Origin of the sequence: Sphingomonas sp. 7/4-4, from assembly GCF_027941955.1 — a bacterium.
In the GTDB taxonomy this organism is placed as follows: Bacteria; Pseudomonadota; Alphaproteobacteria; order Sphingomonadales; family Sphingomonadaceae; genus Sphingomonas.
This window is the reverse complement of record NZ_CP115960.1, coordinates 1792303-1815917: the sequence shown is the minus strand read 5'-3', so window position 1 is coordinate 1815917 and position 23615 is coordinate 1792303. Positions and strand designations below refer to the sequence as shown.

The window sequence follows — 23615 nt, the reverse complement described above, 5'->3', positions numbered from 1 at the left end:
TCGTCATGAACACGCCCCGATCCTCGCCGGCATCCGCGAGCGGATGCAGAACCTGTCCGAGCGGCAGCGCGTCGTCGCGACCAACATCGCGAACAGCGAAACCCCGGGCTACAAGGCGCGCGAAGTCTCCGAGCCGAATTTCGCCGCTTTGGTCGGCGGCAGCGGCATGATCGCCGCGCCGCGCGTGCAACTGACCGACCGGATGAAGAGCCTCGGCGCCATCCAGCCGGTGGGCACCGGGCTGATCCTCGACAAGGACATCACCGAGACCAAGCCCGACGGCAACAACGTCACGCTCGAAGACCAATTGCTCAAGATGGGCGAGATCCAGGCCGACTTCCAGGCGATGACCGGCCTGTACCGCAAACAGATGTCGATGCTGAAGACGGCGGTGGGCGGCCGCGGCTGATAGCGGGGCGGCGCCCGGCGGGAATGGCGGGTATTTGGTGGAAAGCGGACCTAAGCTCGCCCTTGAGTTAAGAGCGCTGACAACTCTCGAAAACCGACGGGTGCATACTCCCAAAACCCCGACGCTTCGCTCAGGAATCGCTTTCGCATATCGGCCAAGACCGGCGCCGCGCCCCGGTCGGACAAGCGCAAAAGCCAGCGTTCCAATGGCATCCCGGCTCGCGCCGCGCCGCACAGCACACTCTCAGCGTCCGTACCGATCTCCCCTTCATCCGCTTCGGCTAAATCATTCGCGAGCGCCTGTTCGAACCACGCGTCAACGAATGCTTCGATCGCGCGCTGCTCGTTCTGCGCCCATGTTCGCCACCCTGCGAGCGAGAGCTTGCCCAGCACGACCTCAGGATCATTAGCGTTTCCGGGATCAGACACGGATATGTCCAAGATGCGCGGCAGCAGATACCGGAAGTCTCGCTGGTCGCCGATCGTCAGGAAGACTCCGGATGCATAGCGCCACAGGGCCGGTCCGGTGATTTGTCGCAACGGGGTCGTGAGCAGGACATCAGTGCCGCGCGTCGCGATACAGCATGGGCAACCTTCGATAACAGAGGGGGAGGCAAATCGAACGCGCGATAGACCGCTTCCAGCGCTTCGCGAACGCGTCTCGTCGCCTGATGTGAGACCCTGTTGTGCACCGGCGCAGACTGACGAGCGAAGAGGTTCAATGCAACGCAGTAGACAGACGAAATGTCCGCTTGTGGGCGCGCGAGCGGAGCAACGGTTTTCGCGTCGGATGACACGATAACGTTGACCGCAACATCCTACTGAGCGGCAGCAAAGCGGTACGAAAAGAGGCTACCGTTCCGCGAGCTCGGGGATCCGCGCTTGGCCGGTGTGCTGGGACCATCCAGCATTGATCGCAGCAAAAGAACGCGAAACCGACACCGATCCAAGCGAAGAGCTCCGGAAACGAAAGTTAATTCAGCGTCTCTGCCGTCCACTCGAAGTCGCCGGCATCCTCACTATCTCCCGCTACGCTGATGCAGATAAAGCCAGTCGGAACGACCGCGACGCCGGTCTGTGATGCTGCACCGCCAGGCGCCACGCCGAAACAAATGTCGCAATCTATGTCGATTGGGGCGGTGCGCGTTGGAGGCCGCATTTCGCCGATCTTCTCGACTAGCTGCGTAAGCGCTCCCCCGTCGAAGCAGGTCCGCACCGAGACGATGAAATTTTCCCAACCTCCATAGACATAATTTCCTGATCTCGAGAGGTTGCCACGCACATGCACGCGGTATTCCGTATTGTAGCCCCAGTAGGGAAGGACGAGGCAGTTGTGCGTGGGGTTTTGGAAAGCGAGATCCGAAACCGTCCATGCCCTTGATCGAAATACGAACCACGCGATCAGTCGAGTTTACAACCATGCCGGTAAGGGGGCCGTATTTCGCTTTGATTTGCGTCGCGTTGCTTTCCGGCAGCGCGAGAAATTGGTTGAGCGCATCGCCCGCCATCACGCGCCGCCCACCGCGCACCGTCATCCGACCCAGCGAACCGTTGATCGCGAATGCCTCGCCACGCAGATTGAGGAAGCTGATTCCCTCGACCAGATATGTGCCGAGGAAGCCGGTCGAAAGGCCCTTTGATGACGTCCCTTGCGTATATTCCGTGGTCGAACGCTCGCCGGAGATCACGCCGCCAATGAGCGACAGATCGTTATTGAAACCGGCGTCCTGGCGGAACGCATAACCATTATGGTTGGCAACTGAAAAGCCGTGGAACATCGCCTGCACATTGCTCGCGCGACTATAGGTGAATGCGGTGAAGTTGCCGAGCTGCGTGTTCATCGTGAGCGCGATATTGCCGAATATTAGATTCCGAATTCGATCAGCTCCGTCGTCAAAATAGACGACGCTTTCCGAATAAGCGGCCAGCACATTCGACACGACCATATCACGTGTGTCTGAGCCGATGCGGAAGGCCGTGCGGGATTGGAAGAGATTGATGTTCGTGATGCACAAGTTCTGCGCATTTGCGATGTCGATCGCGAGCGACGTCTGATCGATTTCCACATCCGAAATAATGCCATCGGTTGCAGGGTCGGAGCTTGCCTGTCCAACGAGGCGGATCCCGATGCCAGGGGCGGTCATGAACATGTTGCGAATGGAAAAACCTGCGGTGTCCGTGGCGATGAAGCCTTCGGATTCAGATCCGCCCGTGGTGCGAAAACCCTCTATGCCGGCAGGCGAGCCGCCTGGATCTCTCCCACCGTCGCCAGCGCCCAAAACAACGCGAACGGTGTCGCCGTTTGCCGATCCGTCCAGATGTGAACCGTAGCCAACGCCCATGAGCGTGGCACCCTTGCGGACGAAAACCGGGTCAGTCTCGCCATCGAGCCGATAACGGCCCGTCGTGACATGCGTTGTCTTTTCGATTTCCGGGATGCGCTGATACGTATCGGCGGAGCGGGTGGCGATGCGGAACGCCGCTGTGCCGTCCGAGCCGATTGGGGGCAGCAAAGGGTCATCCTCGGCGACATACCGGGAGTCAGGGTCGGCGCCTGCATCTTGCACCGATTTCGTTTCACGGGCCTTGCTCTCGGAATCACGAAGCAGCGCGCCTGGGCCTCCAGGGCGAAAGGTGACTTTATCCGCCCCCTGCCGCACCCACGCACCGACGGTCAGCGGCGTGCTGTCCGCTTTCACGATATTCTTATTATCGTCCTCGTTGGTGAAATCACCGGATGTGAAGAAGAAGATTCCGTCCGGGACACCGCTTGCCCCCACCAGACACGCCGCACCGGCCGCGGTGGCCGCTTTCAGGCCCGGCAGCGACGAATAGCTTTCAACGGCGGACATATGTAGCTCCTCATGGCTCTTTAGAACATACAGGGAACATTCGAAATCCTACATTGCAACACTTTTCGCGAGAGACGCGTACCAACAGCCAGCGACGGCGAACTCGCGCCAAACAGGCAACCTCAGCGGAGGGCGGTTTATGATCAGCACGCGGCATGATCCGAATGACTGGTTCTGGGTCATTTTGCGGCCATTCTCCATTGAGTTGAACGAATGGCTGCTTTCGAGCGAGGCGTGAGGCGCGTCGCCGGCGGCAACTGGGGCGTAAGCAGGCACTTGGCCGTGCCCGACAAATATCCGCCTCTATTGTCGGAAAGCTATTTGTTCGCGACCTGCGCCTCGGCGGCGGCGAGATGCCAGCCATGGCCGTCCTTCACCATCGGCTTGCCGCAGCCTGTGCAATGGCTGCGGACGACCGGGCCATCATACCAGGCGCGGCGCCTGTCCCGATGATGTGTTCCCAACATACAATATGGCAATTGCAGGAGGTTCATCGCCGATCTCCGGAATCCGTGGCAGGTTCCGCGATGCAGCATACATTGTCTGGAAATATTCACCTAGTCGCATATACGCACCGTTTCGGCACGCATGTGCGACCGCGCGAAGGTCCGCCGCTTTACAGTTTGGCGTTGATCGAGATCGGGGCGGGGGCGTCCATGCCGCCCAGTCCGCCACAAGCGCCATAGGTGGTGCTGCGGGTGCCGGTGAGGCGCTGGGCCTCGGCGGCGATCGCGCCCATCATCTCGACCGAGAGCTCGATCTGGCGCGACAGGATCTGCTGGTTGACCGCCGACGCGTCGCGCAGGTTGCGGCTGGCTTCGGACAGCGTATTGCGCGCTTCCCCGTCGAGCTGATCGGCCCAATTGGCGGATTCACGCTTGAGGCGGGCGAAATCGGCCTCGATGCGGCCGGTGAGGCGAAGCTTGGCGGCGGCGATCTCGCCCAGTTCGGGCATATAGGCCTTGCGCGCGAGCTTTTCGCTCTCTTCCTCCATGAGAGCCGTGAGCGACACCATCGCGTCGATGAGCTGAGCGGTCATTATTTTCCCTGCTGGAGCTTGAGGATCTGATCGAGCACGACCGGCGCGAGGCCGACGCCGCCGCGATTGGCGATTTCGGTGCCGAGTTTCTCGGCAAGCACGCCGCGGAACATGTCCTCGCCCGCGCCGCCATTGAATTCGCCCTTGTCGACGCTTTCGAGCATCATCTGGGTCATCTGGCCGAGAAACACGGCTTCGAAGTTCTTCGCCGTCTCGGCGTTCTTCGGATCGACCTTCCGGATCGGCGCGGCGGCGGATGTCGCCGAAAGTGCATTGAGTTCGTTCATCACTGTACCTCGATCTCGGCCTGGAGCGCGCCGGCGCTCTTCACGGCCTGCAGGATGGTGATCAGGTCGCGGGGCGACACGCCGAGCGTGTTCAACCCGCTGACCAAAGACTGGAGCGAGGCACCGTTGACTACCGCGAGATGCGCGCCGTTGCCGTCGTCGACCTGCACCTGGGTGCGCGGGACGACCGTCGTCTCGCCATTCGAGAACGGTGCGGGCTGCGAGACCTGCGGCCGTTCGGAGACAGTGATGGTCAGGCCTCCCTGGGCGATCGCCACGGGCGTGATGCGTACGTCGTTGTTCATCACCACGGTGCCGGAGGCTTCGTTGATCACGACGCGCGCGGGCTGATCGACCTTGATCTCGAGATCGCCGATGCGGGTGACCAAGTCGATGACGTTGCCGACGAAATTGGCGGCCGGCTGGACCTGCACCGTGCCCGGATCGAGCACTTGCGCGCTGCCCGGAAAGCGGCCGTTGATCGCGCTGGCGATGCGGTCGGAAGTGGCGAAATCGGGGTTCTTGAGCGCGAGCTTGAGGCTCGTCGCCGACTGGAGCGAATAGGGGACCTCGCGCTCGACGATCGCACCGCCGGCGATCCGCGCCGAAGTGGTGACGCCGCGGCTGACGGTCGCGGCGGCGCCCTGGCCCTTGAAGCCGGAGACCGCGACATTGCCCTGCGCGACGGCATAGATCTCGCCGTCGAGCGCGCGGAGCGACGAGGCGATCAGCGTGCCGCCCTGCAGGCTCGATGCGTCGCCGAGCGCGGCGACCTGGACGTCGATGCGCGAGCCGGAGCGCGAGAAGGGCGGCATGGTCGCGGTGATCGAGACCGCCGCGACATTCTGGGTGCGCATGTTGGTGCCGCGCACGTTGACGCCCATGCGCTCGAGCATCGCCTGCATCGATTCCTCGGTGAAGGGCGCATTGCGCATGCGATCGCCGGTGCCGGCGAGGCCTACGACGAGGCCGTAGCCGACGAGCTGGTTCTCACGGACATTCTCGACATCGACGATGTCCTTGATCCGGGTCTGTGCCAGGGCACCTGGGCTGGCGATCAGCGCGAGGAGCATGAGCAGTATCGGAGCGGCGAACCGGTGCATAAACCCTCGGGGAAAGTGGAAAAACCGCGGTAACTCTCTTATAGAGGGAAGGTGGCCAATGCGGGCCGAGAGGACCTGATTTCGTGCGCATCGACAACCTGACGCCGCTGATGGCGCGCAGCCTGCTGGCCGCGCTGCCCAAGGCCGCGCCCGGTTTTTCCGTCGCCGGTGAAGAGACTGCGGCGCGGCCGGTGCCGGCGCAAGGTGCGGCCACCAACCAGCCCGCGCCTTCGGTTGCGATGCTGGTGACACTCGCCGCGGCAGACCCCGCGATCGAGCGCCGGCGCAAGCAGGCGATCGACGCCGAGCGCGGCGTGGATGCGCTCGACAAACTCCACAAGGAACTCGCGACGGGCACGCCGAGCGTCGAGCGGCTCCGCGAGATCGTCGAATGGTCGGAGAATTTCGAGACCTCGGACGATCCGGTGCTCGCGGGTATCCTGTCGGATATCGAGCTGCGCGTTCGCGTCGAGCTCGCCAAGATCGACGTTCGGGCTTAACGGCCGCTCAAGTTTTACTGAAACATCGTCATCCCGGCGAAAGCCGGGATCCAGGAGTCACGAGCGATGTCGTTTCTGGCTCTGGATCCCGGCTTTCGCCGGGATGACGGAATTATCGCAGGAAGGGCGTCGAGGGGATCACTTCGTCAGATCGAAGCGGTCGGCGTCCATCACCTTGGTCCAGGCGCGCACGAAGTCGCGCACGAACTTCTCGCCCGCATCGTTCGAGGCATAGACTTCGGAGATCGCCCGGAGCTGCGAGTTGGAGCCGAACACCAGATCGGTGCGCGACGCGGTCCATTTCTGCGCGCCCGAGGCGCGATCGGTGCCGACGAACTCCTCGTCGCTCGCTTCGGACACCTGCTTCCACGCGGTGCCCATGTCGAGGATGTTGACGAAGAAGTCGTTGGTGAGCTGGCCGAGCCGGTCGGTGAACTGGCCGTGCTTGCCTGCCTTGGGATGGTTGGCGCCGAGCACGCGCAGGCCGCCGACCAGCACGGTCATCTCGGGCGCTGAGAGATCGAGCAATTGGGCGCGATCGATCAGCAGTTCCTCGGTCGGCACGTTGAACTTGACCGAAAGATAGTTGCGGAAACCGTCGGCCCGCGGCTCGATCGGTGCGAAGCTCTCGGCGTCGGTCCAGTCCGCGGTGGCGTCGCCGCGGCCCGAAGTGAACGGCACGGTCACGTCGTAGCCCGCTGCCTTCGCCGCCTGCTCGACGCCCAGATTGCCGCCGAGCACGATCAGGTCGGCGATGCTGACATTGCCGAAGTCCGCCTTGATGCCCTCATAGACAGCGAGGACCCTGGCGAGCTCGTCCGGCTCGTTTGCCCCCAATCTTTCTGCGGAGCGAGACGGATGCGTGCGCCATTGGCGCCGCCGCGCTTGTCCGAATTGCGGAAGGTCGAGGCGGAGGCCCAGGCAGTCTTGACCAGCTGCGGGACGGTCAGGCCGGAGCCGGCGATCTTGCCCTTGAGCGTGGCGACGTCGGCGTCGCTCAGCTTCGTGCCTGCAGGGATCGGATCCTGCCAGATCAGATCCTCCTGCGGCGCTTCGGGGCCGAGATAGCGGCTCTTCGGTCCCATGTCGCGGTGGGTCAGCTTGAACCAGGCGCGGGCGAAGGCGTCGGCGAAATAGGCCGGATCGCTGCGGAACTTCTCGAGGATTTTCCGGTATTCGCCATCATCCTTGAACGCCTTGTCGGCGGTTGTCATCATCGTCGGGACCTTCTTGCCCGCCGTATGCGCAGCCGGGGCCAAGGTCTCCTCGGGATTGCCGACCGGTTGCCATTGTTTGGCGCCCGCCGGGCTCTTCACCAGCTCGTATTCGTGGTCGAGCAGCATGTCGAAATAGCTCATGTCCCACTTGGTCGGGGTCGGCGTCCACGCGCCTTCGATGCCCGAGGTGATGGTGTGGTCACCCATGCCGCTCTCGTGCGTCGAGATCCAGCCGAGGCCCATCTGCGCGATGTCGGCGCCCTCGGGCTCGCTTCCGACCTTCGATGCGTCGCCCGCGCCGTGCGCTTTGCCGAAGGTGTGGCCGCCGGCGGTGAGCGCCGCGGTCTCCTCGTCGTTCATCGCCATGTTGGCGAAGGTCCGGCGAAGGTCACGCGCTGAGCCCTTGGTGTCCGGCTTGCCGCCGGGGCCTTCGGGATTGACGTAGATCAGGCCCATCTGGATCGCGGCGAGCGGCTCCTCGAGCGCCATTCCCGCTTCGTCGTCGATGCGGGTCTTGTTGTCGGGGTGGCCGACCCATTGCTCCTCGGTGCCCCAATAGATGTCGCGCTCGGGCTCGAAGATATCCTCGCGGCCGCCGGAGAAGCCGAAGGTCGGACCGCCCATCGATTCGATCGCGACGTTGCCGGTGAGGATAAACAGATCCGCCCAACTGATTGCGGCGCCGTATTTCTTCTTGATCGGCCAGAGCAGGCGGCGCGCCTTGTCGAGATTGCCGTTGTCCGGCCACGAATTGAGCGGGGCGAAACGCTGCGATCCGGAGGACGAGCCGCCGCGGCCGTCGCCGGTGCGGTAGGTGCCCGCCGAGTGCCAGGCCATGCGGATGAAGAACGGGCCGTAATGGCCATAGTCGGCCGGCCACCAGGGCTGGCTGTCGGTCATCAATGCCTTCAGATCCGCCTTGAGCGCCCAGTAATCGAGCTTCTGGAAGGCCTCGCGATAGTCGAAGTCCGGATCATGCGGATCGGGCGAAACGCCGCCCTGGGTCAGGATCTCGAGGCTCAGCGCCTCGGGCCACCAGTCGCGATTGGTGCGTCCGAGCAATCTGCGGAGCGCGGCGGGCTCCTTGCTGGGGTCGCTGAGCGGGCTGCCGGTCGTCGGTGCGTCCATGGCTCGAATCCTTCCTGCGGTGGAGACTTGCCGGCAGGGTAGGTCGGTACGACGAAGGGCGGTAACGATTAAAACCGCTCAGCACGAACGCCAAAATAAATGACGCAGTGCAGCGATAGAGCGTATCGACATTCAACCGCAAAACTCCCCTCCCTGCAAGGGAGGGGCCGGGGGTGGGTGCGAGCGCAGCGAGCCCATCGAGCGGCTCGGAGAAAGGAAAGCCGGGCATCGAGCCCGGCTTTCCTTACCCACCCAGTGATCGGATGAACCGCGCCCCGCGCGGTTCAGAAATGCGCGGGGCGCATTTCGATCCGATCGCTCCCTCCCTTGCAGGGAGGGGAATCCGAGTGCCGATACGGCCTAGCGCCGCGTCTTGGCGATCTTGAGCACGTAGCTGATCACTTCGGCCACCGCGGCATAGTGTTCGACGGGGATCGGGTGGTCGATCTCGGCCGAGGCGTAGAGCGCGCGGGCGAGGGGCGGTTCTCGACCAGCGGGATATTATGCTCGCCGGCGATCTCGCGGATCTTGAGCGCGACATTGTCGACGCCCTTGGCGACCACCACCGGGGCGTTCATCGCGCCGTGATCGTACTGGAGCGCGACCGCATAGTGCGTCGGGTTGGTGATGATCACGCTGGCCTTGGGCACGTTCGCCATCATCCGGCCCTTGGCGCGCTGCATCTGGAGCTGGCGGATCTTGCCCTTGATCTTGGGATCGCCCTCGGACTGCTTGTACTCGTCCTTGATCTCCTGCTTGGTCATCCGCATCCGCTTGAGGAACGAGAAGCGCTGCCAGGCGAAGTCGAACACCGCCAGCGCACCGACCAGCATCGCGATCGGCACCAGCATCGCCCAGACGATGTCGTGCGTGGCCGTGCCCATCGCGACCATGTCGGCGCCGACGAGCCGGTCGATCGTCGCGGCATGCGGCCAGGCGATCCACGCGCCGATGCCGACGACGAGGCAGAGCTTGGCGAGCGTCTTGGCGAATTCGACCAGCGATTGCTTGCTGAAGGTGCGCATGAACCCGGTCACCGGATTGAGCTTCGACCATTTGGGCTTGATCCGGCTGGCCGAGAGCATCGGGCGGCCCTGCAGGAACCCGCCGAGCAACGCGAAGCCGAACAGGGCAACGAGGATCGGCGTGAGGGTAGTGAAGATCGCCCCGAAAATGCCGGTGGCGAAATCCTGTGCGCCGGCAGGTTCCATGCGGAAATCATCGGCGCTGCCCCACAGGCGCACGAACAGCGATCCCATCCTCTGCATCGTGTACGTACCGAGCCCGCCCATCACGACGAGCGCCGCGACGAACATCGCGGCGTGCTTCATCTCGGGGGCCATCGGCACTTCGCCGCGTTTGCGGGCGTCCTCGAGCTTCTTGTCTGTCGGGGATTCTGTCTTGTCTTCCTGGTCCGTATCGCCCGCCATCACCAGCCTCCCTGCATCGCGTCACCCATCGCGGTAGCGAACACGGTGAGCATGGTGCCGACGGTCGCGGCGAACAGGCTGAGCCCGAGCAGCAGGTTGAGCGGCTGGGCGATGAAGAAGACCTGGATCGCCGGTGCGATGCGCGCGGACAGGCCGAGCGCGACGTTGAAGACGATGCCATAGACGATCAGCGGCGCGGCGAGGCTGATGCCGAGCGTCATCGAGCGGCCGACGGCGGCGATGGCGAGCTGGGCGAAATCCTGCATCGGGGGCAGGCCGCCGATTGGGAAGCTCTGATAGCTGTGGATGATCGCGCCGAGCCAGAGATGATGGACCTGCATGCCCATGCACACCAAGGCGGCGGCGATGCCGACGAACTTGGAGAGCAACGGGGCCTGCCCCGATTGGGCCGGATCGAAGATCACGGCGGAGGACAGGCCGACCTGCATGCTGACGATCGATCCCGCCATCGAGATCGCGAAGAACAGGATCTTGACGATCATGCCCATTGCGAGCCCGGTCATCAGCTCGGTGACGATCACGGCGGGAAGCACCGCGCCGTTCTGCAGCGCGATCCGCGCGGGCTCGCCGAGTGCGGCGTAGAGCGCGGACGACATGGCGAAGGCGATCATCAGCCGGATGCGGCCGGGGATCGTATCCTCGCCGAACACCGGCAGCAGCATCAACACCGCGCCCACCCGGGCGAACACGATGAAGAAGGCCGAGACCTGCAGTTCGAGATCGGGCGGCAGGATCATCCGGTGATGATCAGGTCGCTGATCTTGGCCATGAAGCCCGACAGCGCCTGGCCCATGGTCGGCAGCATCAGCAGGAAGACGAGACCCATCGCGAGCAGCTTCGGCACGAAGGTGAGCGTGGTCTCCTGGATCTGGGTCAGCGCCTGGAGCAGGCCGATGACGGTGCCGACGATCAGCGAGGTCAGCAGCAGCGGGCCCACCACGGTGAGCACGAGCAGCAACGCCGCCTCGGCAAGCTGGATGACCTCACTCGGCGACATGCGTCAGATCTGCATCCGCATGATGTCGGTATAGGCGCTGACCACGCGGTCGCGGACGGCGACCATCGTGTCGAGCGCGGTCTCGGCGGCGCCGATCGCAGTGACGACGTCGATCAGATCGCCCTTGCCGGCAACCTGCATCGCCGAAGCCTGTTCGGCGGTGCGCATCTGCTGCGCGGTACCGGTGACGAGATCCTCGACCATCGAGCCGAAGCCCGAAGCGCCGTCGGTCTTGCCGGCGGGCGATTTGCCGAGGGCGCCGCCGATCCCTGCGACCTTGCCATAGGCAGAGGCCGCATCAAGTGCTCCGATTGACATGCGATTTTTCCCTTATTTGAGAAGGTCGATGGTGCGCATCGTCAGGCTCTTGGCGGCCTCGATGGCATTGAGATTGGCTTCGTAGCTACGCTGCGCGGCCTTCATGTCGGCGCTCTCGACAAGGCCGTTGACGTTGGGCTTGAGCACATAGCCTTCCTTGTCCGCGGCCGGATGGCCCGGCTGGTAGACGCGGGTGAAATCCGACTTGTCGGTCTCGATGCCGTTGACCTTGACGCCGGTGGCGCCGGTGGCGCGATCGACCTCGGCCTTGAAGCTCGCGACGCGGCGGCGATAGGGATCGCCGCCCGGGGTCTGCGCTACCGAGTCCTGGTTGGCCAGGTTCTCCGCGATCACGCGCATCCGGAGCGACTGGGCGCGAAGCCCCGATTCCGAGACGCCGAGCGATGCCTTCAAGTCCATTGGGTCAAGCTCCAGTGCAGGCCGAGCGGCCGTTTCCCTCATAATAGGCAATTCTTGCCGGGCGCGGGTTTGGGAGGCGGAAAAAATGGACCTAGGCAAAATTTGCCGGGTCATGCGCCGGGGGCCGGACAAAGCTTCCTATAAGAAAGCCAGAAAGGGGCGCGCATGTCCGTACTCGACGATATTATGATCGACCTGTCCATCGTGCTCGGCTCGGCCGAAGTGCCGATCCGGCAGATGCTCAAGATGAGCCGCGGGGCGATGATCCCGCTCGATTGCGGCCAGGACGATCCGAGCCTGGTCTATGTAAACGGCGAGCTGGTGGCCAAGGGCCGCATCCTCGTCGACGGCGACCAGATGTCGCTCGAAATCTCCGATCTCGTGAAGAAGTCGCGCAACTGATGGATATCCTGTCGATGATCCGCACCGTGGGTGCGCTCGGCGTCGTGCTCGGCATGCTCGCCGGGGCGCTCTGGGTGGTCCGCCGGTACGACATCAAGCTGCCGGGCCGCGTCTCGGGCTCGGCACGTAAGCGCGTCGAGCTGGTCGAGCGGTTGGCGGTCGACGCCAAGCGCTCGGTCGCGCTGATCCGCCGCGACGGTTGCGAGCACCTCATCCTGATCGGTCCCGAAGGCCATGTGACGCTCGAGACCGGCATCGTCGCGCCCGAACCCGTCGCCGCCAAGGCGCCCGAGCAGGCGGCGCCCGCCGATTTCCAGGCCGATCTCGCGGCCTTTGCCGGCAGCTTCGGCAAGCTCGTCGATCTCTCGCGCGCGAAGATCGCTGCGGTCCGCGGCGCCAATGACGATGATCTCGACGACGAGCCGACCGATCCGTCGTCCGTCGACGCGACGCTCGTCGAGCTGCCCGCGTCCACGCCCCGCAAACGCACCCGCCGTCCGCGCGACACCAAGCGCTGGAACCGCGCCGCGGTGCGCGAGGCGCTCAATGCGTAAATTCCTGATCGCGGCCGGCGCCGCGCTCGTGCTGCTGCCGGTGGCGGCGCACGCGCAGGCGGCCGGCGGCACGACCATCAATCTCGGAGGCGCCGCCGGCGCAGCGGGCGAGGGCCAGCTCTCGGCCAAGGCGATCCAGCTGGTGCTGATGCTGACCGTGCTCAGTCTCGCGCCGGGGCTGTTGATGACGATCACCAGCTTTACGCGTATGGTGGTGGCGCTGTCGCTGCTGCGCACCGGCATCGGCGCGCCCGGCGTGCCGCCCAATCCGGTGATCATCAGCCTGGCGCTGTTCCTGAGCTTCTTCGTGATGGCGCCGACTTTCGAGAAGGCGTGGAACGAGGGCGTCGACCCCTATACCAAGGGCAAGATCACCGAGCAGGTCGCGTTCGAGAAGACCGCCGAGCCGTTCCGCAAGTTCATGCTGGGCCAGGTGCGCGACAGCGATCTCAAGCTGTTCGCCGATCTGGCGCAGAAGCAGATCCCGACCCGCGCCGAGACGCCGCTGACCACGCTGGCGCCGGCGTTCATGATCTCCGAGCTGCGCCGCGCCTTCGAGATCGGGTTCCTGTTGCTGCTGCCGTTCCTCGTGATCGATCTCGCGGTATCCGCGGTGCTGATGGCGATGGGCATGATGATGCTGCCGCCACCGACGATATCCCTGCCGATGAAGGTGATCTTCTTCGTGCTGGTCGATGGCTGGGCGCTGGTGGCGGGGTCGCTGGTGAAGAGCTTCGCGACGTAGCGAGATTGCTCGTCCAATATTTTAGTCTTCTCCCCTCCCTGCAAGGGAGGGGCTGGGGGTGGGTGCGAGCGAAGCGAGCCCTTCACCACGGCCGGAGAAAGAAAAGGCCGGGCATCGAGCCCGGCCTTTTCTTACCCACCCTAACCCCTCCCTTGCAGGGAGGGGAATCCGTTGGGACCTCAGCTATCCAGGTTGCAATGCTCGAGCCACGGCGCGAGGTCGTTGTACGAGATCGGCTCGAGGAAGATCAGGCCGGCCTTGTTCTCGCTCGACCAGCGCGTCGTGCAGCGGCGCGAGGGAGGCCGGGGACCGAGAGGATGATCTCGGTATCCTCGCGCGGCGGCTTGGGCAGGACGATGCGGGCGCCGCTCTGCGAGATGTTCTCGAGCTCTACGTCGATATGGCGGCCGAAGCAGCTGATCCGTGCGGCGCAGGTGACGTCGAAGCGTGGCGCGCGCGGTGCCGTGCCATTGAAGCGGTCGAGCCCGGCCTTGGCCTGGGCGAGGATATAGTCGACGTCGATCGGCCGGGCGAATTCGACGCCCGCGCGGCCTTCGCTGCTCCAGACGACGCTGCCCTGCAGCCGATCGCCGCTGCGCAATTCGACGGTCACCCAATTGCCGTAGCCGAGCGTATAATGCGTCTCGAGCATCATGCCGCCCATCGAGATGTTGCGGACGCGGCAGAGATGCTCGATCGTGCCGCGGCACGTCAGCTTGCCGACCAGCAAGGTGGTCACGGTGCGCGGCGCGCGGTCGAGCGCGAGGCCCGCCGCGGCCTCGATCGGGGTCAGGTGCACGGCTGTCCTCCTCGTCGTGGTGGAATATCGTCCGGATCATGCCGGGTTGGCCTGGGTGACGGCGACTTTCCGCAGCACGCCGGCGCCGAACGCTTCGGGCGCGGCGGCCATGACGACCTTCCGGAAGGTCTCGATATCGGGGATGAGGCCGTCGGGACCCGCCGCCATCGGCGTGCGATAGGTGCGCATGTTGATCGCGTGGAGCAGCAGCGGCAGCCGGGCCGCCACGAATTCGGCCTTGTCCGCAGGCACTACGAGCTGGACCTGGAACTGGACATAGCCCGACAGGCGCCCGTCGGCGAAGACGAGCGGTGCGAGGATCTTGCCGGCATCGACGAAGCTCGGCTCGACCGGGGCATGCGCGCCGGCCGCGGGTGCCCTGGGGCCGAGCAGCAGCACGGTTGCGTATGCGGCGCCGCCGCCGAGGCCGAGGCCTGCGAGGAGAATAGCTAGCAGAAACAGGGTCTTCTTCATTGTCTCTGCCTCAGAACTTGAAGCTGGAATCGCTGGGGAGCGCCGAGGCTTCGGCCTTGAGCACGATCGTGATGCGGCGGTTCTCGGCGCGATCGGGCTGGTCCGGATAGACCGGCCGGGTGGCGCCCATCGCGACCACCTCGGCGAAGCGATCGGGTGTCAGGCCCGATCGGATCAGCGCCGAGCGTGCGGCGAGCGCGCGCTCGCCCGACAGGCGCCAATTGGCGTCGCTCTGGCCGCCGGTGCCGTCGGTATGACCCTCGATCGCGATCTGCGCGCCTGAAGTGCCGACCTTAGCCGCGACCTTCGCCAGCATCCCGCGGGCATAGGCATTGAGCTCGGCGGTGTTGGAGCGGAACATCGATTGCCGGTCGGTATCCATCAGCGTGATGCGCACGCCGTCGCGGCTCGGATCGATCTTCACGTTGCGCTTCGCCGAATCCTGCGTGGGAGGATCGAGTGCGATCTGCAGTTCGGAGGCGAGCACGCGCATCGAGGCGTCGGGGATGCTCGCCGTGCCGCCGCGCGCGGCGCCGGCCACGGCAGCCTCGCTGGTGGGGGTGCCCTGTGCCTGGCTGTCGTCGGTCGAGTTCTTGCGCGAGCGTCCGCCCGCGCCGTCGGACGCACCCTGAAGCGGTGTCGCCGGAGACGTCTCACCCACGGTCGGCGTGAAATATTGGGCCAGGCCCTTCAGCCGCTCCTTGTCGGGATTGGAGATCAGCCAGAGCAGCATGAAGAACGCCATCATCGCGGTCACGAAATCGGCATAGGCGACCTTCCATGCGCCGCCGTGATGGCGGCCGGCGACCTTCTTGACCCTCTTGATGACGATGGGACGGCCGTTGGGGATGCTCGCCATGTCAGCAGCCCTGCAGCGCGACGCGTAGGCGATCCTGCACCGCGCCCAGACGGACCTGGCCGATCGCACCAAGCAGATCCTCGCCCGCGGCGATCCGCTCCAGCAGGTTCATGCATTCATCGGCGTGCTGGATCAGATAGTCGAACGACTGAAGCTGCTCGATATGACAGGCAGCGAAGTGCGGGTCGGCGACGAGCACTTCGGCCAGCCGCTCGAGCATGTCGCGCATTTCGCGCAGCTCGCCCGCCATCACACCGTGGAGCGCAGCCGAATAGGGATCGTAGCCGGGCATCGGCTCGATCGAAACAGGCTGGGGAACGGGCAGGCACGACATCAGAACAGCTCCAGGTCTCCGCCGGCGGGCGGCAGCGAAACGGGGACGGGGGCGATCGGGGACGCGGTCCGCGACCTTGGTGCAGCGGCTGCGGCCCTCATGGGGAAGGAATTCGATCTTGCGCGCCGAAGTGCCGCCGACGTCGCTGTGCGCGACCTCGATGCCTTCGGTCTGCATGAAACGGTGCGCGAACGCCGCGTTCGAGGAGCCGATCGAACCGAGGCCCGAGACGATGTTGGCACCGCCGTAAAGATGCGCGCGCAGGCGATGGCGCAGGGCGCCCTTCGCCATCATCCCGTTGATCAGAAGCTCCATGGCATGGACGCCGTAGCGCTGCATGTCGCCCGCCGAGACGCGGTGATCCGCGCCGGGCTCGCCGAGGAGGAAGTGGTTCATTCCACCCACTTTGGCGACAGGATCGTAGAGGCATGCGGCGACGCAGCTGCCGAGCAGCGTCGATACGACGACGCCCGGCTCCACCACGATCGCATTCTCGCCCTGGACGATCGACACGCGCCGCATCAGGTCAGCTCGCCGAACACGCGCTCGATCTTCTCCTTGAGCGCTGCCGGCGCGAAGGGTTTGACGACATAGTTGTTGACGCCGAGCGCGGCGGCTTTCTGGACGATCTCCTTGTCGGCCGAGCCGGTCAGCATGATGAAGACGGTCTTGCCGATGACGGGATCGGTGCGCACCGCCTCGAGGAACTGAAGTCCGTCCATCTCGGGCATGTTGAAGTCCGAGATGACGAGGTGGACGCGATCGGCCTTGATCGCCGACAGCGCCTCGGGCGCGCTCGGCTTGTCGCGCACGTCCTTGAAGCCCAGATCCTGCAGCGCGCGACGGATCATCGCACGCATGCTGGTCTGGTCGTCCACGACCATCACCTTGATTGCTGCAGCAGCAGGCATCAGACGCTCCCAACCTTCTCACGGCATGCCTTGAGGATCGCCTCAGGCATGGCAGACAAACCAACTTCCTTCTCGACCGCGCCGAGTTCCTTCGCCGCGCGGGGCATGCCCCACACGACGCAGGTGTCGCGGCTCTGGCCGAGCGTGCGGGCACCGGCCCGACGCATCGCCAGCAGACCCTCCGCACCGTCCTGACCCATTCCGGTCAGGATCGCGCCCACCGCCGCGGCGCCCAGCGGCACCACCGAACGGAACAGCACGTCGACCGAGGGCCGATGTCCGGTGACGAGATCACCGGTACGCAGCTTGATGCGCCCGGCGATGCCGCCGGAGAGCTCCATGTGCGTGTCGCCCCCAGGTGCAATATAGACGGTTCCCGGCTGCACCGTTGCGCCTTCCGTAGCTTCCACGACCCTGACGCTGCATTCGGCGTCGAGCCGCTGGGCGAAGCTGCGGGTGAAGCTCGACGGCATATGCTGGACGATCAGCACCGGCGGGCAGTCGGCGGGCAAGGCGGGCAACAGCGAGAACAGCGCCTCGACGCCGCCGGTCGACGATCCGATCGCGATCAGCTTGCCGGTCGCGCCGCCGGCGACGCTGGGCTGCTGGGGCAGGCGGGTCGGGCCGGCGCGGGCGATCGAGCGTGCGGCGGTCTTGACCTTCTCGCACAGCAGAGTGGCGTCGCGCTCGATATCCTCGGGTGTGCCCGAAGGCTTGGTGACATAATCAACCGCGCCGAGACGCAGCGCCTCGATCGTCACTTCGGCGCCGCGTGCGGTGAGCGTCGAGCACATCACCACCGGCATCGGCCGGAGGCGCATGATGCGCTCGAGGAAGGACAGGCCATCCATCCCCGGCATCTCGACGTCGAGCGTCAACACGTCGGGGTTGAGCGTCTTGATCATGTCGCGTGCCGCGAACGGCTCGGGCGCCATGCCGACGACTTCGATCTCGGGATCGGCCGAAAGCATGCGCTTCAGCGTCGCTCGCATCGACGCGCTGTCGTCGACGATCAGGGTACGTACCGGTCTCATCCCCGGATCTCCGGCTTGGCGTAAATGGTGTGGCCGCAGGACTTCATCCGGCTGGCCGCCGGACCGATCAGCCGCTCGGAATGGCCGATATAGAGGTGGCCGCCCTGCGCGAGCTGGTTGACGAAACGTTCTTCCAGCTCCTCCTTCGCGGGATCGCCGAAATAGATCATCACGTTGCGGCAGAAGATCACGTCATACTGGGCTTTTAGCGGCCATTTCTCGAACAGGTTCAAAACCCGCGCGGTGACCAATCGGCGGGCTTCCTCGGCCACCACGAACCCGCCCGGCGCGGGCCGCATCCAGGCGCTGTGATACGGTTCAGGAACGCCCGACGCGACATTCTCCGCGTAGAAACCGCGCGCCACGGATTCGACGACATGCGGCGCGATATCGGTCGCCAGCAAGCGGACATCGGCACTGCGCAGCCAGGTCGCCGAGGTGCGGTCCGGCCCCAGCAGGCACATCGCGATCGTATAGACCTCTTCCCCGAAGAGCAGCCCGCCGACCAGATCCGCACCGGACCCTGTTTGCGCTTGAGCACCGGCAGGACGTGCTCGCGGAAATGATCGAAGTGATGCGGCTCGCGGAAGAAATGCGTGTGGTTGGTGGTCAGCGCGACCACCATCGCATGCCGTTCCTGCGCATCCGACTGGACCAGTGCGACATATTCCGAGAAGCGGGCGAGGCCATGTTCGCGCAGCCGCCGCGCGAGGCGGGACTGGACCAGCGTGGTCTTGGCTTCGCTCAGTTCGATCCGGGCGTCGCTGTGCATGATCGCGGCGATCGCGGCGAAATCGCGGGGCATCAGCTCCGCATTCGCCGCAGCCATCGCATTGCCGCCGGCGAGCGCCGCGGCGCCCCCGGCGGGGCTCACGCTGCCATGTCCAGATGCCTGGTCAGGCTCAGCGCCTCGAGATCGAGCAGCAGCACCATCGTGCCGTTCTCGTCGCGGGTGCCGTCCTTGGCGCGGGTGGTGATGCGCACCAGCCCGTCGATCACGCTGGCTTCGATCGTCTCGACGTCGGGGGCCGGCTGGATCTCGCTGCGCGTGATCCCGACGATGTCGTTGACTTCGTCGACGAGGAAGCCCGCCTGCTTGCCCGCGATGCTGACGACAAGGATGCACGAGCGCGCATGAATCGCGCTCGGTTCCCAGCCCAGCCGCTCGGCGAGCCCGACGACCGGGATGACGTTGCCGCGCAGATTGCTCACGCCCTTGATGAAGGTCGGAACGTTGGGCAGCGGCGTGGGCTCGTCCCATTCGCGGATCTCGATGAGCGCACCCATGTCGATCCCGAAGGTCTGCTTGCCGAGCGTGAAGGTGACGATCTTGCAGTCGCTCGCGGTTTCAGTCTTGGTGGTCATGCGGCCAGTCCTTTGGGGGTGTAGCGGTTGGCGGAGGCGACGAGCGCCTCGATGTCGAGGATGAGCGCGATCGAGCCGTCACCGAGGATGGTGGCGCCGCCGAGGCCGCGGATCGGGTGGAGATTCTGGTCGAGGCTCTTGATCACCACTTCGCGGCGGTCGTCGATCGTATCGACGACGAGGCCGACCTTGCCGTGTTCGCTCTCGACGATGACGACCAGCGAGTCCTCGACGAGACGATCGTCGTTGAGGCCGAAGATCTCGGTCGCGCGCTTCACGGGGACATATTCGCCGCGCATGTCGATCACTTCGGTGTCGGGCGAGGTGCGCTTGACCTGGCCCGGCTCGGGCTGGACGGTCTCGAGCACATGCGCGAGCGGCAGGACGAAGCGCTGGCTGGCGAGGCGGACGATCATGCCGTCGAGGATCGCGAGCGTCAGCGGCAGGATCATCGTGAAGGTCGTGCCTTCGCCGGGGACCGAGTGGATCTCGACGCGGCCGCCGAGCGCTTCCACGTTCGAACGCACCACGTCCATGCCGACGCCACGACCCGAGATGTTCGAGATCGTCTCGGCGGTCGAGAAGCCGGGCGCGCAGATCAGCTGATCGATCTCTTCATTCGAGAGGACCGCATCGGCCGAGATGATGCCCTTTTCGATCGCCTTGGCCTTGACGCGTTCGCGGTTGATGCCGCGGCCATTGTCCTGGACGCGGACGAAGATGCGGGCGCCCTTCTGCTCGGCCGAGAGCTTGATCGTGCCGGCGGGCGACTTGCCCGCGGCGATGCGCTCTTCGGTGCTTTCCAGACCGTGATCGGCGGCGTTGCGGATCATGTGGGTGAGCGGGTCACCGATCTTCTCGATCACGCCCTTGTCGACTTCGGTGGTCTCGCCGACTGTCTCGAGCTCGATCTGCTTGCCGGTCTCGACCGAGAGATCGCGCAGCATGCGCGGCACCCGGCTGAAGGCCTGCTTGATCGGCTGCGCGCGCAGCGACATGACATTGTCCTGGATCTGGCGCGTGAGGCGCGCCAGCTCGGGCAGTTCGACGCGTTGGCGGTCGGCGGGCGACAGCCGGTCGGCGAGGATCGAGTTGCGGATCACCAGCTCGCCGACGAGGTTGAGCAGCAGATCGAGCTTCGACAGGTCGACGCGGATCGTCTGCGCCGCCTCGCCGGCAGGCTTGGGCGCCGCGCTCTCGCTCGGGATCACGGGTGCCGGGGTCGGCGTCATCGGCGTCGCGGCGAGATCGGCCACGACCTGCTGAACCTGCGCGGTCAGATCCTCGATCGACGCCATGACCGGCACGAACGGGATGAAGTCCTCGACGATCGGCTCGAACTCGGGTGCCGGAATGGGCTCGAAAGCCGGGGCAGGGGCCGCGACTTCGTTGCGTGTCACTTCGATCAACGAATCCGGCGCGACGAAATCGAAGCAGTCGTCGATGTCGTTCTGCGGAACGTCGCCAGGCATGCTGAGCACCCAGGTGAGATAGGCATTCTCGGGATCGAGATCGCGCAGCGGCGGCACGTCGGAGACGTCGACCGATTCGATCGTCGCGCCGAGCGTCTCGAGCTCGCGGATGAGGAGCAGCGGCTCACCGGCATTGGCGAGCGCCGCGCGCGACGGCTTGAAGCGGATCGTCCAGCTCGCCGTTTCCGCTGCGGGTGCGGCGGGGGTATCGAAATCGTCGAGCGAGAAGGCGACGGGCGTGAAGCCGAATTCGTCATCGGCCGGCACTACAGGCGCAGCGGCGACGGGCGCAGGCGCAGGGGCGGCCGGGGCGGGAGCGCCGCCTTCCGCACCCTTGTCGGCGAGCACCTTTTCGAGTGCGGCGAGCGCGGCGGCGTCGTTGGGACGGGGTGCGAGGCCCTTGGCGGTCTCGACGTGATCCGAGAGCACGTCGAACGAGCTCAGCATCACCTTCACGACGCCGGGGGTCGGGGCGATCTTGCCCGCGCGAACCTCGTCGAGCACATTCTCGAACTTGTGCGCGAACGCCGTCAGATCGGCATGGCCGAACGCGCCGGCGCCGCCCTTGATCGAGTGGACCGCACGAAACACGCCGGCGATCGTCTCGGCAGAGACGTCGCCGGCCTGCATCGCCGAAAGGCCCTGCTCGGCGGTGGTGAGACCCTCAGTGCATTCTTCGAAGAAGATCGCCTGGATTTCGTCGAGTTCGTCGCTCACGGGCAGACGCGGCGGATCGCCGCTCCCAGCTTGGTCGATTCGAAGGGCTTGGTGATCCAGCCGGTGGCGCCGGCCGAGCGGGCGCGCGCCTTCTTCTCATCCGAGAATTCGGTCGAGAGGACGAGGATCGGGGTGCCGCGGAACTGGCTCTCGGCGCGGACCGCCTCGATCAGTTCGAAACCGTCCATCTTCGGCATGTTGATGTCGGTGATCAGCAAATCGGGCTTAACCTCGTGCATGCGCTCGAGGCCGTGCTGGCCGTCATTGGCGCTCTCGATGCGATAGCCCTGCGCGGTCAGCGACGTCTTGAGCAGCATGCGCATGCTCGCCGAGTCATCGACGGTAAGGATCAACTTGCTCACAGAACGTCTCCGGTATCGAGGCCGATCGCGTCCGCCAGACGGCAGCTGGTCACGCGATTGACAAAGGCTTGGCTGGGATTGGCGATGCGGAAGCCCTGGCCGTTGGCCGCAGCCTCGGCGCGCGCGGCGACGAGGAGCTGGAGCACGGCCTGACCGACGCTCTCGACCTCTGACGCATCGACTTCGATCGTGTCGTCGAGATCGGCGGCGAGGACGAAGCGGACGCGCAGGTCTTCCGCCGTGATGGTGGTGCCGTGCGCCGGCAGCCGCAGCGAGCGGTCATCCACCTCAGGCAGTTGCAGGGTTGAGTCCATTTTTCGCCTCGTCGAGTGCAGTTTCGAGTTGCTGGAAGCTCGGCGCATAGGCCGAGGGGTCATGCGCCGGGCGATCTCGATCGCGACCTGCACGGGCTGGTTCTGGGCGTAGGCGACGATCGCGGTCTTCGCGATGAAGAAGGGTTTCGAGTCCGCCTCGATCGTTTCCATCAGCTTGGCGGCGAGCGGCCCCACCACGCAGTAAGCGAGGAGCACGCCGAGGAAGGTGCCGACCAGCGCGCCGCCGATCATCGCGCCGAGGATCTCGGTCGGCTGATCGATCGAGCCCATCGTCTTGATGACGCCGAGCACGGCGGCGACGATGCCCAATGCGGGCAGGCCGTCGGCCATGATCTGCAGCGCGTGCTGCGGACCGGCTTCTTCGTGGTGATGCCTTTCGATGTCCGCGTCCATCGCGGCTTCGAGCTGATGCGGATCCTCGAAATTGACCGTCATCATCCGCAGATAGTCGCAGATGAACTCGATCAGATGGTGATCCTTCAGCAGCCGTGGATACGGCTTGAAGAGGTCGCTCTCCTCGGGAGCGTCGAGATGCGGTTCCAGCGCGGTGGCGCCGCTTTTGCGGAAAATGGAGAGGACGCTGAACAGCAAAGTGAGCAGGTCCTTATAGTCCTGCGCCTTCCAGCGGCCGCCCCTGAATGCGCGCATGATGCCGCCGCCGGCCTTCTTCACCGTCGCCATCGAATTGGAGACGATGAAGGCGCCGATCGCCGCGCCGGCGATCGCCATCATCTCATGCGGCAACGCGTGTGCGATGATCTCGAACTTGCCGCCCGAGATCACGAAGCTGCCGAAGACGCAGCTCAGGATAATGAGGAAACCTACGCCGTTCAGCATGACGGTGCCGCACTTCTTTCTCTGGTGTTTCCAGAATTATAGGACGGATTGGCGGGCTGCGTTGCGGTGCGGCGTGTTTTTGCTCAGGCGGCCAATGCAGTTTCCCTGAAAATTCGCCCTGCATCGGTGGACGCATGATTCTTATAGGGAGGGCGAGGGCCAGCTCGGCGAAATCTTCCTAGAATGAAGAGTCTGCAAAGGAGCCCGCATGACTCTCACTGCCTACCAGACCGCCCGAAGCCGGGCGGAAACGCCGCGCTCGGCCGAATTCCGGCTGATGAGCGAGATCACCGGCGAGATGATGGACGCCGAAACCGCCGGATTGAAGGGCGCGATGATAATGCCGCCGCTCCATCGCAACCGCGAGATGTGGTCGGCCTTCGTCACCGATTGCGGCGCGACGGGCAACGGCCTGCCGCGCGAGCTGCGCGCGCAGATCATTTCCCTAGGCCTGTGGGTCGAACGCTTCACCAGCGACGTCGTCGCCGGGCGCGAGTCGATCGGGGAGCTGATCTCGCTCAACCGTACGATCATGGAAGGCTTGCGCGGCCAGCGTCTCGCGGCCTGAGCCTATTCCCTCGGATCCTGGAGGGCGTCGCGGCTGGCTGCGGCGCCCTTTTGTTTGCGCAGCGGCGATCCGATCTCGCTGTTCGCGCTCGCGATCCAGCCAATCCGGATAAAATAACAAGGCCGTA

Annotated in this window: 26 protein-coding genes and 5 pseudogenes; 6 read left to right on the top strand and 25 right to left on the bottom strand. The window is 65.0% G+C overall.

What is annotated here, in order from left to right; genetic code table 11:
• The first annotated feature begins 43 nt into the window (after positions 1-43).
• Positions 44-409: a flagellar basal body protein gene (locus PIB19_RS09150; protein ID WP_271240550.1), complete on the top strand. Its 366-nt coding sequence runs from the start codon at positions 44-46 to the stop codon at positions 407-409.
• A 50-nt stretch (positions 410-459) separates the two neighbouring features.
• Here the strand turns inward: PIB19_RS09150 and PIB19_RS09145 are convergent, their stop codons facing one another.
• The 6 genes from PIB19_RS09145 to PIB19_RS09120 form a co-directional block, all read right to left on the bottom strand.
• A complete protein-coding gene (locus PIB19_RS09145; protein ID WP_271240549.1) occupies positions 460-948 on the bottom strand; it encodes a hypothetical protein in 489 nt (162 codons plus the stop codon).
• A 479-nt stretch (positions 949-1427) separates the two neighbouring features.
• Positions 1428-3260: a hypothetical protein gene (locus PIB19_RS09140; RefSeq protein ID WP_271240548.1), complete on the bottom strand. Its 1833-nt coding sequence runs from the start codon at positions 3258-3260 to the stop codon at positions 1428-1430.
• Between the two features lie 317 nt (positions 3261-3577).
• A complete protein-coding gene (locus tag PIB19_RS09135) occupies positions 3578-3724 on the bottom strand; it encodes a hypothetical protein (protein ID WP_271240547.1) in 147 nt (48 codons plus the stop codon).
• A gap of 152 nt (positions 3725-3876) precedes the next feature.
• The gene (locus PIB19_RS09130; RefSeq protein ID WP_271240546.1) at positions 3877-4299 is read right to left on the bottom strand and encodes a flagellar protein FlgN; all 423 of its coding nucleotides are present in this window, start codon (positions 4297-4299) and stop codon (positions 3877-3879) included.
• Entirely contained in the window at positions 4299-4586 is a 288-nt protein-coding gene (locus PIB19_RS09125; protein WP_271240545.1) for a rod-binding protein, read from the bottom strand. Before PIB19_RS09125 ends, PIB19_RS09130 begins: the two co-directional genes overlap by 1 nt.
• Complete coding sequence (locus tag PIB19_RS09120; protein WP_271240544.1) at positions 4586-5659, bottom strand: flagellar basal body P-ring protein FlgI; 1074 nt, start codon at positions 5657-5659, stop codon at positions 4586-4588. Before PIB19_RS09120 ends, PIB19_RS09125 begins: the two co-directional genes overlap by 1 nt.
• A 113-nt stretch (positions 5660-5772) precedes the next feature.
• Here PIB19_RS09120 and PIB19_RS09115 point away from each other — a divergent pair, with 113 nt between their 5' ends.
• On the top strand, positions 5773-6189 hold the full coding sequence (locus PIB19_RS09115; RefSeq protein ID WP_271240543.1) for a flagellar assembly protein FliX: 417 nt from the start codon (positions 5773-5775) through the stop codon (positions 6187-6189).
• A 138-nt stretch (positions 6190-6327) separates the two neighbouring features.
• Here PIB19_RS09115 and katG read toward each other — a convergent pair.
• The 6 genes and pseudogenes from katG to flgC all read right to left on the bottom strand — a co-directional run bounded on the left by katG (position 6328) and on the right by flgC (position 11720).
• Positions 6328-8534 (bottom strand): annotated as a pseudogene (gene katG / locus PIB19_RS09110) (catalase/peroxidase HPI).
• A 360-nt stretch (positions 8535-8894) separates the two neighbouring features.
• Positions 8895-9964 (bottom strand): annotated as a pseudogene (gene flhB, locus PIB19_RS09105) (flagellar biosynthesis protein FlhB).
• Positions 9964-10722 carry a flagellar biosynthetic protein FliR gene (gene fliR, locus PIB19_RS09100; RefSeq protein WP_271240542.1) on the bottom strand — a complete coding sequence of 253 codons (759 nt, stop codon included), beginning with the start codon at positions 10720-10722 and terminating at the stop codon, positions 9964-9966. Before fliR ends, flhB begins: the two are co-directional and overlap by 1 nt.
• On the bottom strand, positions 10719-10982 hold the full coding sequence (locus tag PIB19_RS09095) for a flagellar biosynthetic protein FliQ (protein ID WP_025560639.1): 264 nt from the start codon (positions 10980-10982) through the stop codon (positions 10719-10721). Before PIB19_RS09095 ends, fliR begins: the two co-directional genes overlap by 4 nt.
• A gap of 3 nt (positions 10983-10985) precedes the next feature.
• Positions 10986-11300 (bottom strand): flagellar hook-basal body complex protein FliE, encoded by a 315-nt coding sequence (locus PIB19_RS09090; RefSeq protein WP_271240541.1) that lies wholly within the window; start codon positions 11298-11300, stop codon positions 10986-10988.
• A 12-nt stretch (positions 11301-11312) separates the two neighbouring features.
• The gene (flgC, locus tag PIB19_RS09085) at positions 11313-11720 is read right to left on the bottom strand and encodes a flagellar basal body rod protein FlgC (protein WP_025560637.1); all 408 of its coding nucleotides are present in this window, start codon (positions 11718-11720) and stop codon (positions 11313-11315) included.
• A gap of 165 nt (positions 11721-11885) precedes the next feature.
• On the opposite strand from flgC, the gene PIB19_RS09080 reads away from it, so the two are divergent.
• Genes PIB19_RS09080 through fliP form a run of 3 tightly spaced genes read left to right on the top strand, consistent with a single transcriptional unit; the run spans position 11886 to position 13421 of the window.
• On the top strand, positions 11886-12122 hold the full coding sequence (locus tag PIB19_RS09080; RefSeq protein WP_271240540.1) for a FliM/FliN family flagellar motor switch protein: 237 nt from the start codon (positions 11886-11888) through the stop codon (positions 12120-12122).
• Positions 12122-12676 carry a FliO/MopB family protein gene (locus PIB19_RS09075; RefSeq protein ID WP_271240539.1) on the top strand — a complete coding sequence of 185 codons (555 nt, stop codon included), beginning with the start codon at positions 12122-12124 and terminating at the stop codon, positions 12674-12676. Before PIB19_RS09080 ends, PIB19_RS09075 begins: the two co-directional genes overlap by 1 nt.
• Entirely contained in the window at positions 12669-13421 is a 753-nt protein-coding gene (gene fliP / locus PIB19_RS09070) for a flagellar type III secretion system pore protein FliP (protein WP_271240538.1), read from the top strand. The genes PIB19_RS09075 and fliP overlap by 8 nt, the downstream gene beginning before the upstream one ends.
• Before the next feature lie 247 nt (positions 13422-13668).
• Here the strand turns inward: fliP and PIB19_RS09065 are convergent, their stop codons facing one another.
• The 13 genes and pseudogenes from PIB19_RS09065 to motA form a co-directional block, all read right to left on the bottom strand.
• The gene (locus tag PIB19_RS09065; RefSeq protein ID WP_271240537.1) at positions 13669-14220 is read right to left on the bottom strand and encodes a PilZ domain-containing protein; all 552 of its coding nucleotides are present in this window, start codon (positions 14218-14220) and stop codon (positions 13669-13671) included.
• A 36-nt stretch (positions 14221-14256) separates the two neighbouring features.
• Positions 14257-14694, bottom strand: coding sequence for a hypothetical protein (locus PIB19_RS09060; RefSeq protein WP_271240536.1), 438 nt, complete (start codon positions 14692-14694; stop codon positions 14257-14259).
• Positions 14695-14704: 10 nt separating this feature from the next.
• Positions 14705-15553, bottom strand: coding sequence for a flagellar motor protein MotB (locus PIB19_RS09055; protein WP_271240535.1), 849 nt, complete (start codon positions 15551-15553; stop codon positions 14705-14707).
• Between the two features lies 1 nt (position 15554).
• Positions 15555-15887 carry a hypothetical protein gene (locus PIB19_RS09050; RefSeq protein WP_271240534.1) on the bottom strand — a complete coding sequence of 111 codons (333 nt, stop codon included), beginning with the start codon at positions 15885-15887 and terminating at the stop codon, positions 15555-15557.
• Positions 15887-16409 (bottom strand): annotated as a pseudogene (locus tag PIB19_RS09045) (chemotaxis protein CheD). The gene PIB19_RS09050 and the pseudogene PIB19_RS09045 overlap by 1 nt, the downstream one beginning before the upstream one ends.
• Entirely contained in the window at positions 16409-16798 is a 390-nt protein-coding gene (locus PIB19_RS09040) for a response regulator (RefSeq protein WP_271240533.1), read from the bottom strand. Before PIB19_RS09040 ends, PIB19_RS09045 begins: the two are co-directional and overlap by 1 nt.
• Positions 16798-17832, bottom strand: a complete 1035-nt coding sequence (locus PIB19_RS09035) for a protein-glutamate methylesterase/protein-glutamine glutaminase (protein WP_271240532.1) — start codon at positions 17830-17832, stop codon at positions 16798-16800. Before PIB19_RS09035 ends, PIB19_RS09040 begins: the two co-directional genes overlap by 1 nt.
• Positions 17829-18661: pseudogene (locus tag PIB19_RS09030) on the bottom strand (CheR family methyltransferase). The gene PIB19_RS09035 and the pseudogene PIB19_RS09030 overlap by 4 nt, the downstream one beginning before the upstream one ends.
• A gap of 41 nt (positions 18662-18702) precedes the next feature.
• Positions 18703-19197, bottom strand: a complete 495-nt coding sequence (locus tag PIB19_RS09025; RefSeq protein ID WP_271240531.1) for a chemotaxis protein CheW — start codon at positions 19195-19197, stop codon at positions 18703-18705.
• Entirely contained in the window at positions 19194-21386 is a 2193-nt protein-coding gene (locus PIB19_RS09020) for a chemotaxis protein CheA (RefSeq protein ID WP_271240530.1), read from the bottom strand. Before PIB19_RS09020 ends, PIB19_RS09025 begins: the two co-directional genes overlap by 4 nt.
• Complete coding sequence (locus PIB19_RS09015; RefSeq protein ID WP_271240529.1) at positions 21383-21748, bottom strand: response regulator; 366 nt, start codon at positions 21746-21748, stop codon at positions 21383-21385. The genes PIB19_RS09020 and PIB19_RS09015 overlap by 4 nt, the downstream gene beginning before the upstream one ends.
• Positions 21745-22062, bottom strand: coding sequence for an STAS domain-containing protein (locus tag PIB19_RS09010; protein ID WP_271240528.1), 318 nt, complete (start codon positions 22060-22062; stop codon positions 21745-21747). Before PIB19_RS09010 ends, PIB19_RS09015 begins: the two co-directional genes overlap by 4 nt.
• Positions 22037-22920, bottom strand: a pseudogene (gene motA, locus PIB19_RS09005) (flagellar motor stator protein MotA). Before motA ends, PIB19_RS09010 begins: the two are co-directional and overlap by 26 nt.
• A 208-nt stretch (positions 22921-23128) precedes the next feature.
• On the opposite strand from motA, the gene flaF reads away from it, so the two are divergent.
• A complete protein-coding gene (gene flaF, locus PIB19_RS09000) occupies positions 23129-23488 on the top strand; it encodes a flagellar biosynthesis regulator FlaF (protein ID WP_271240527.1) in 360 nt (119 codons plus the stop codon).
• Positions 23489-23615 lie beyond the last annotated feature (127 nt).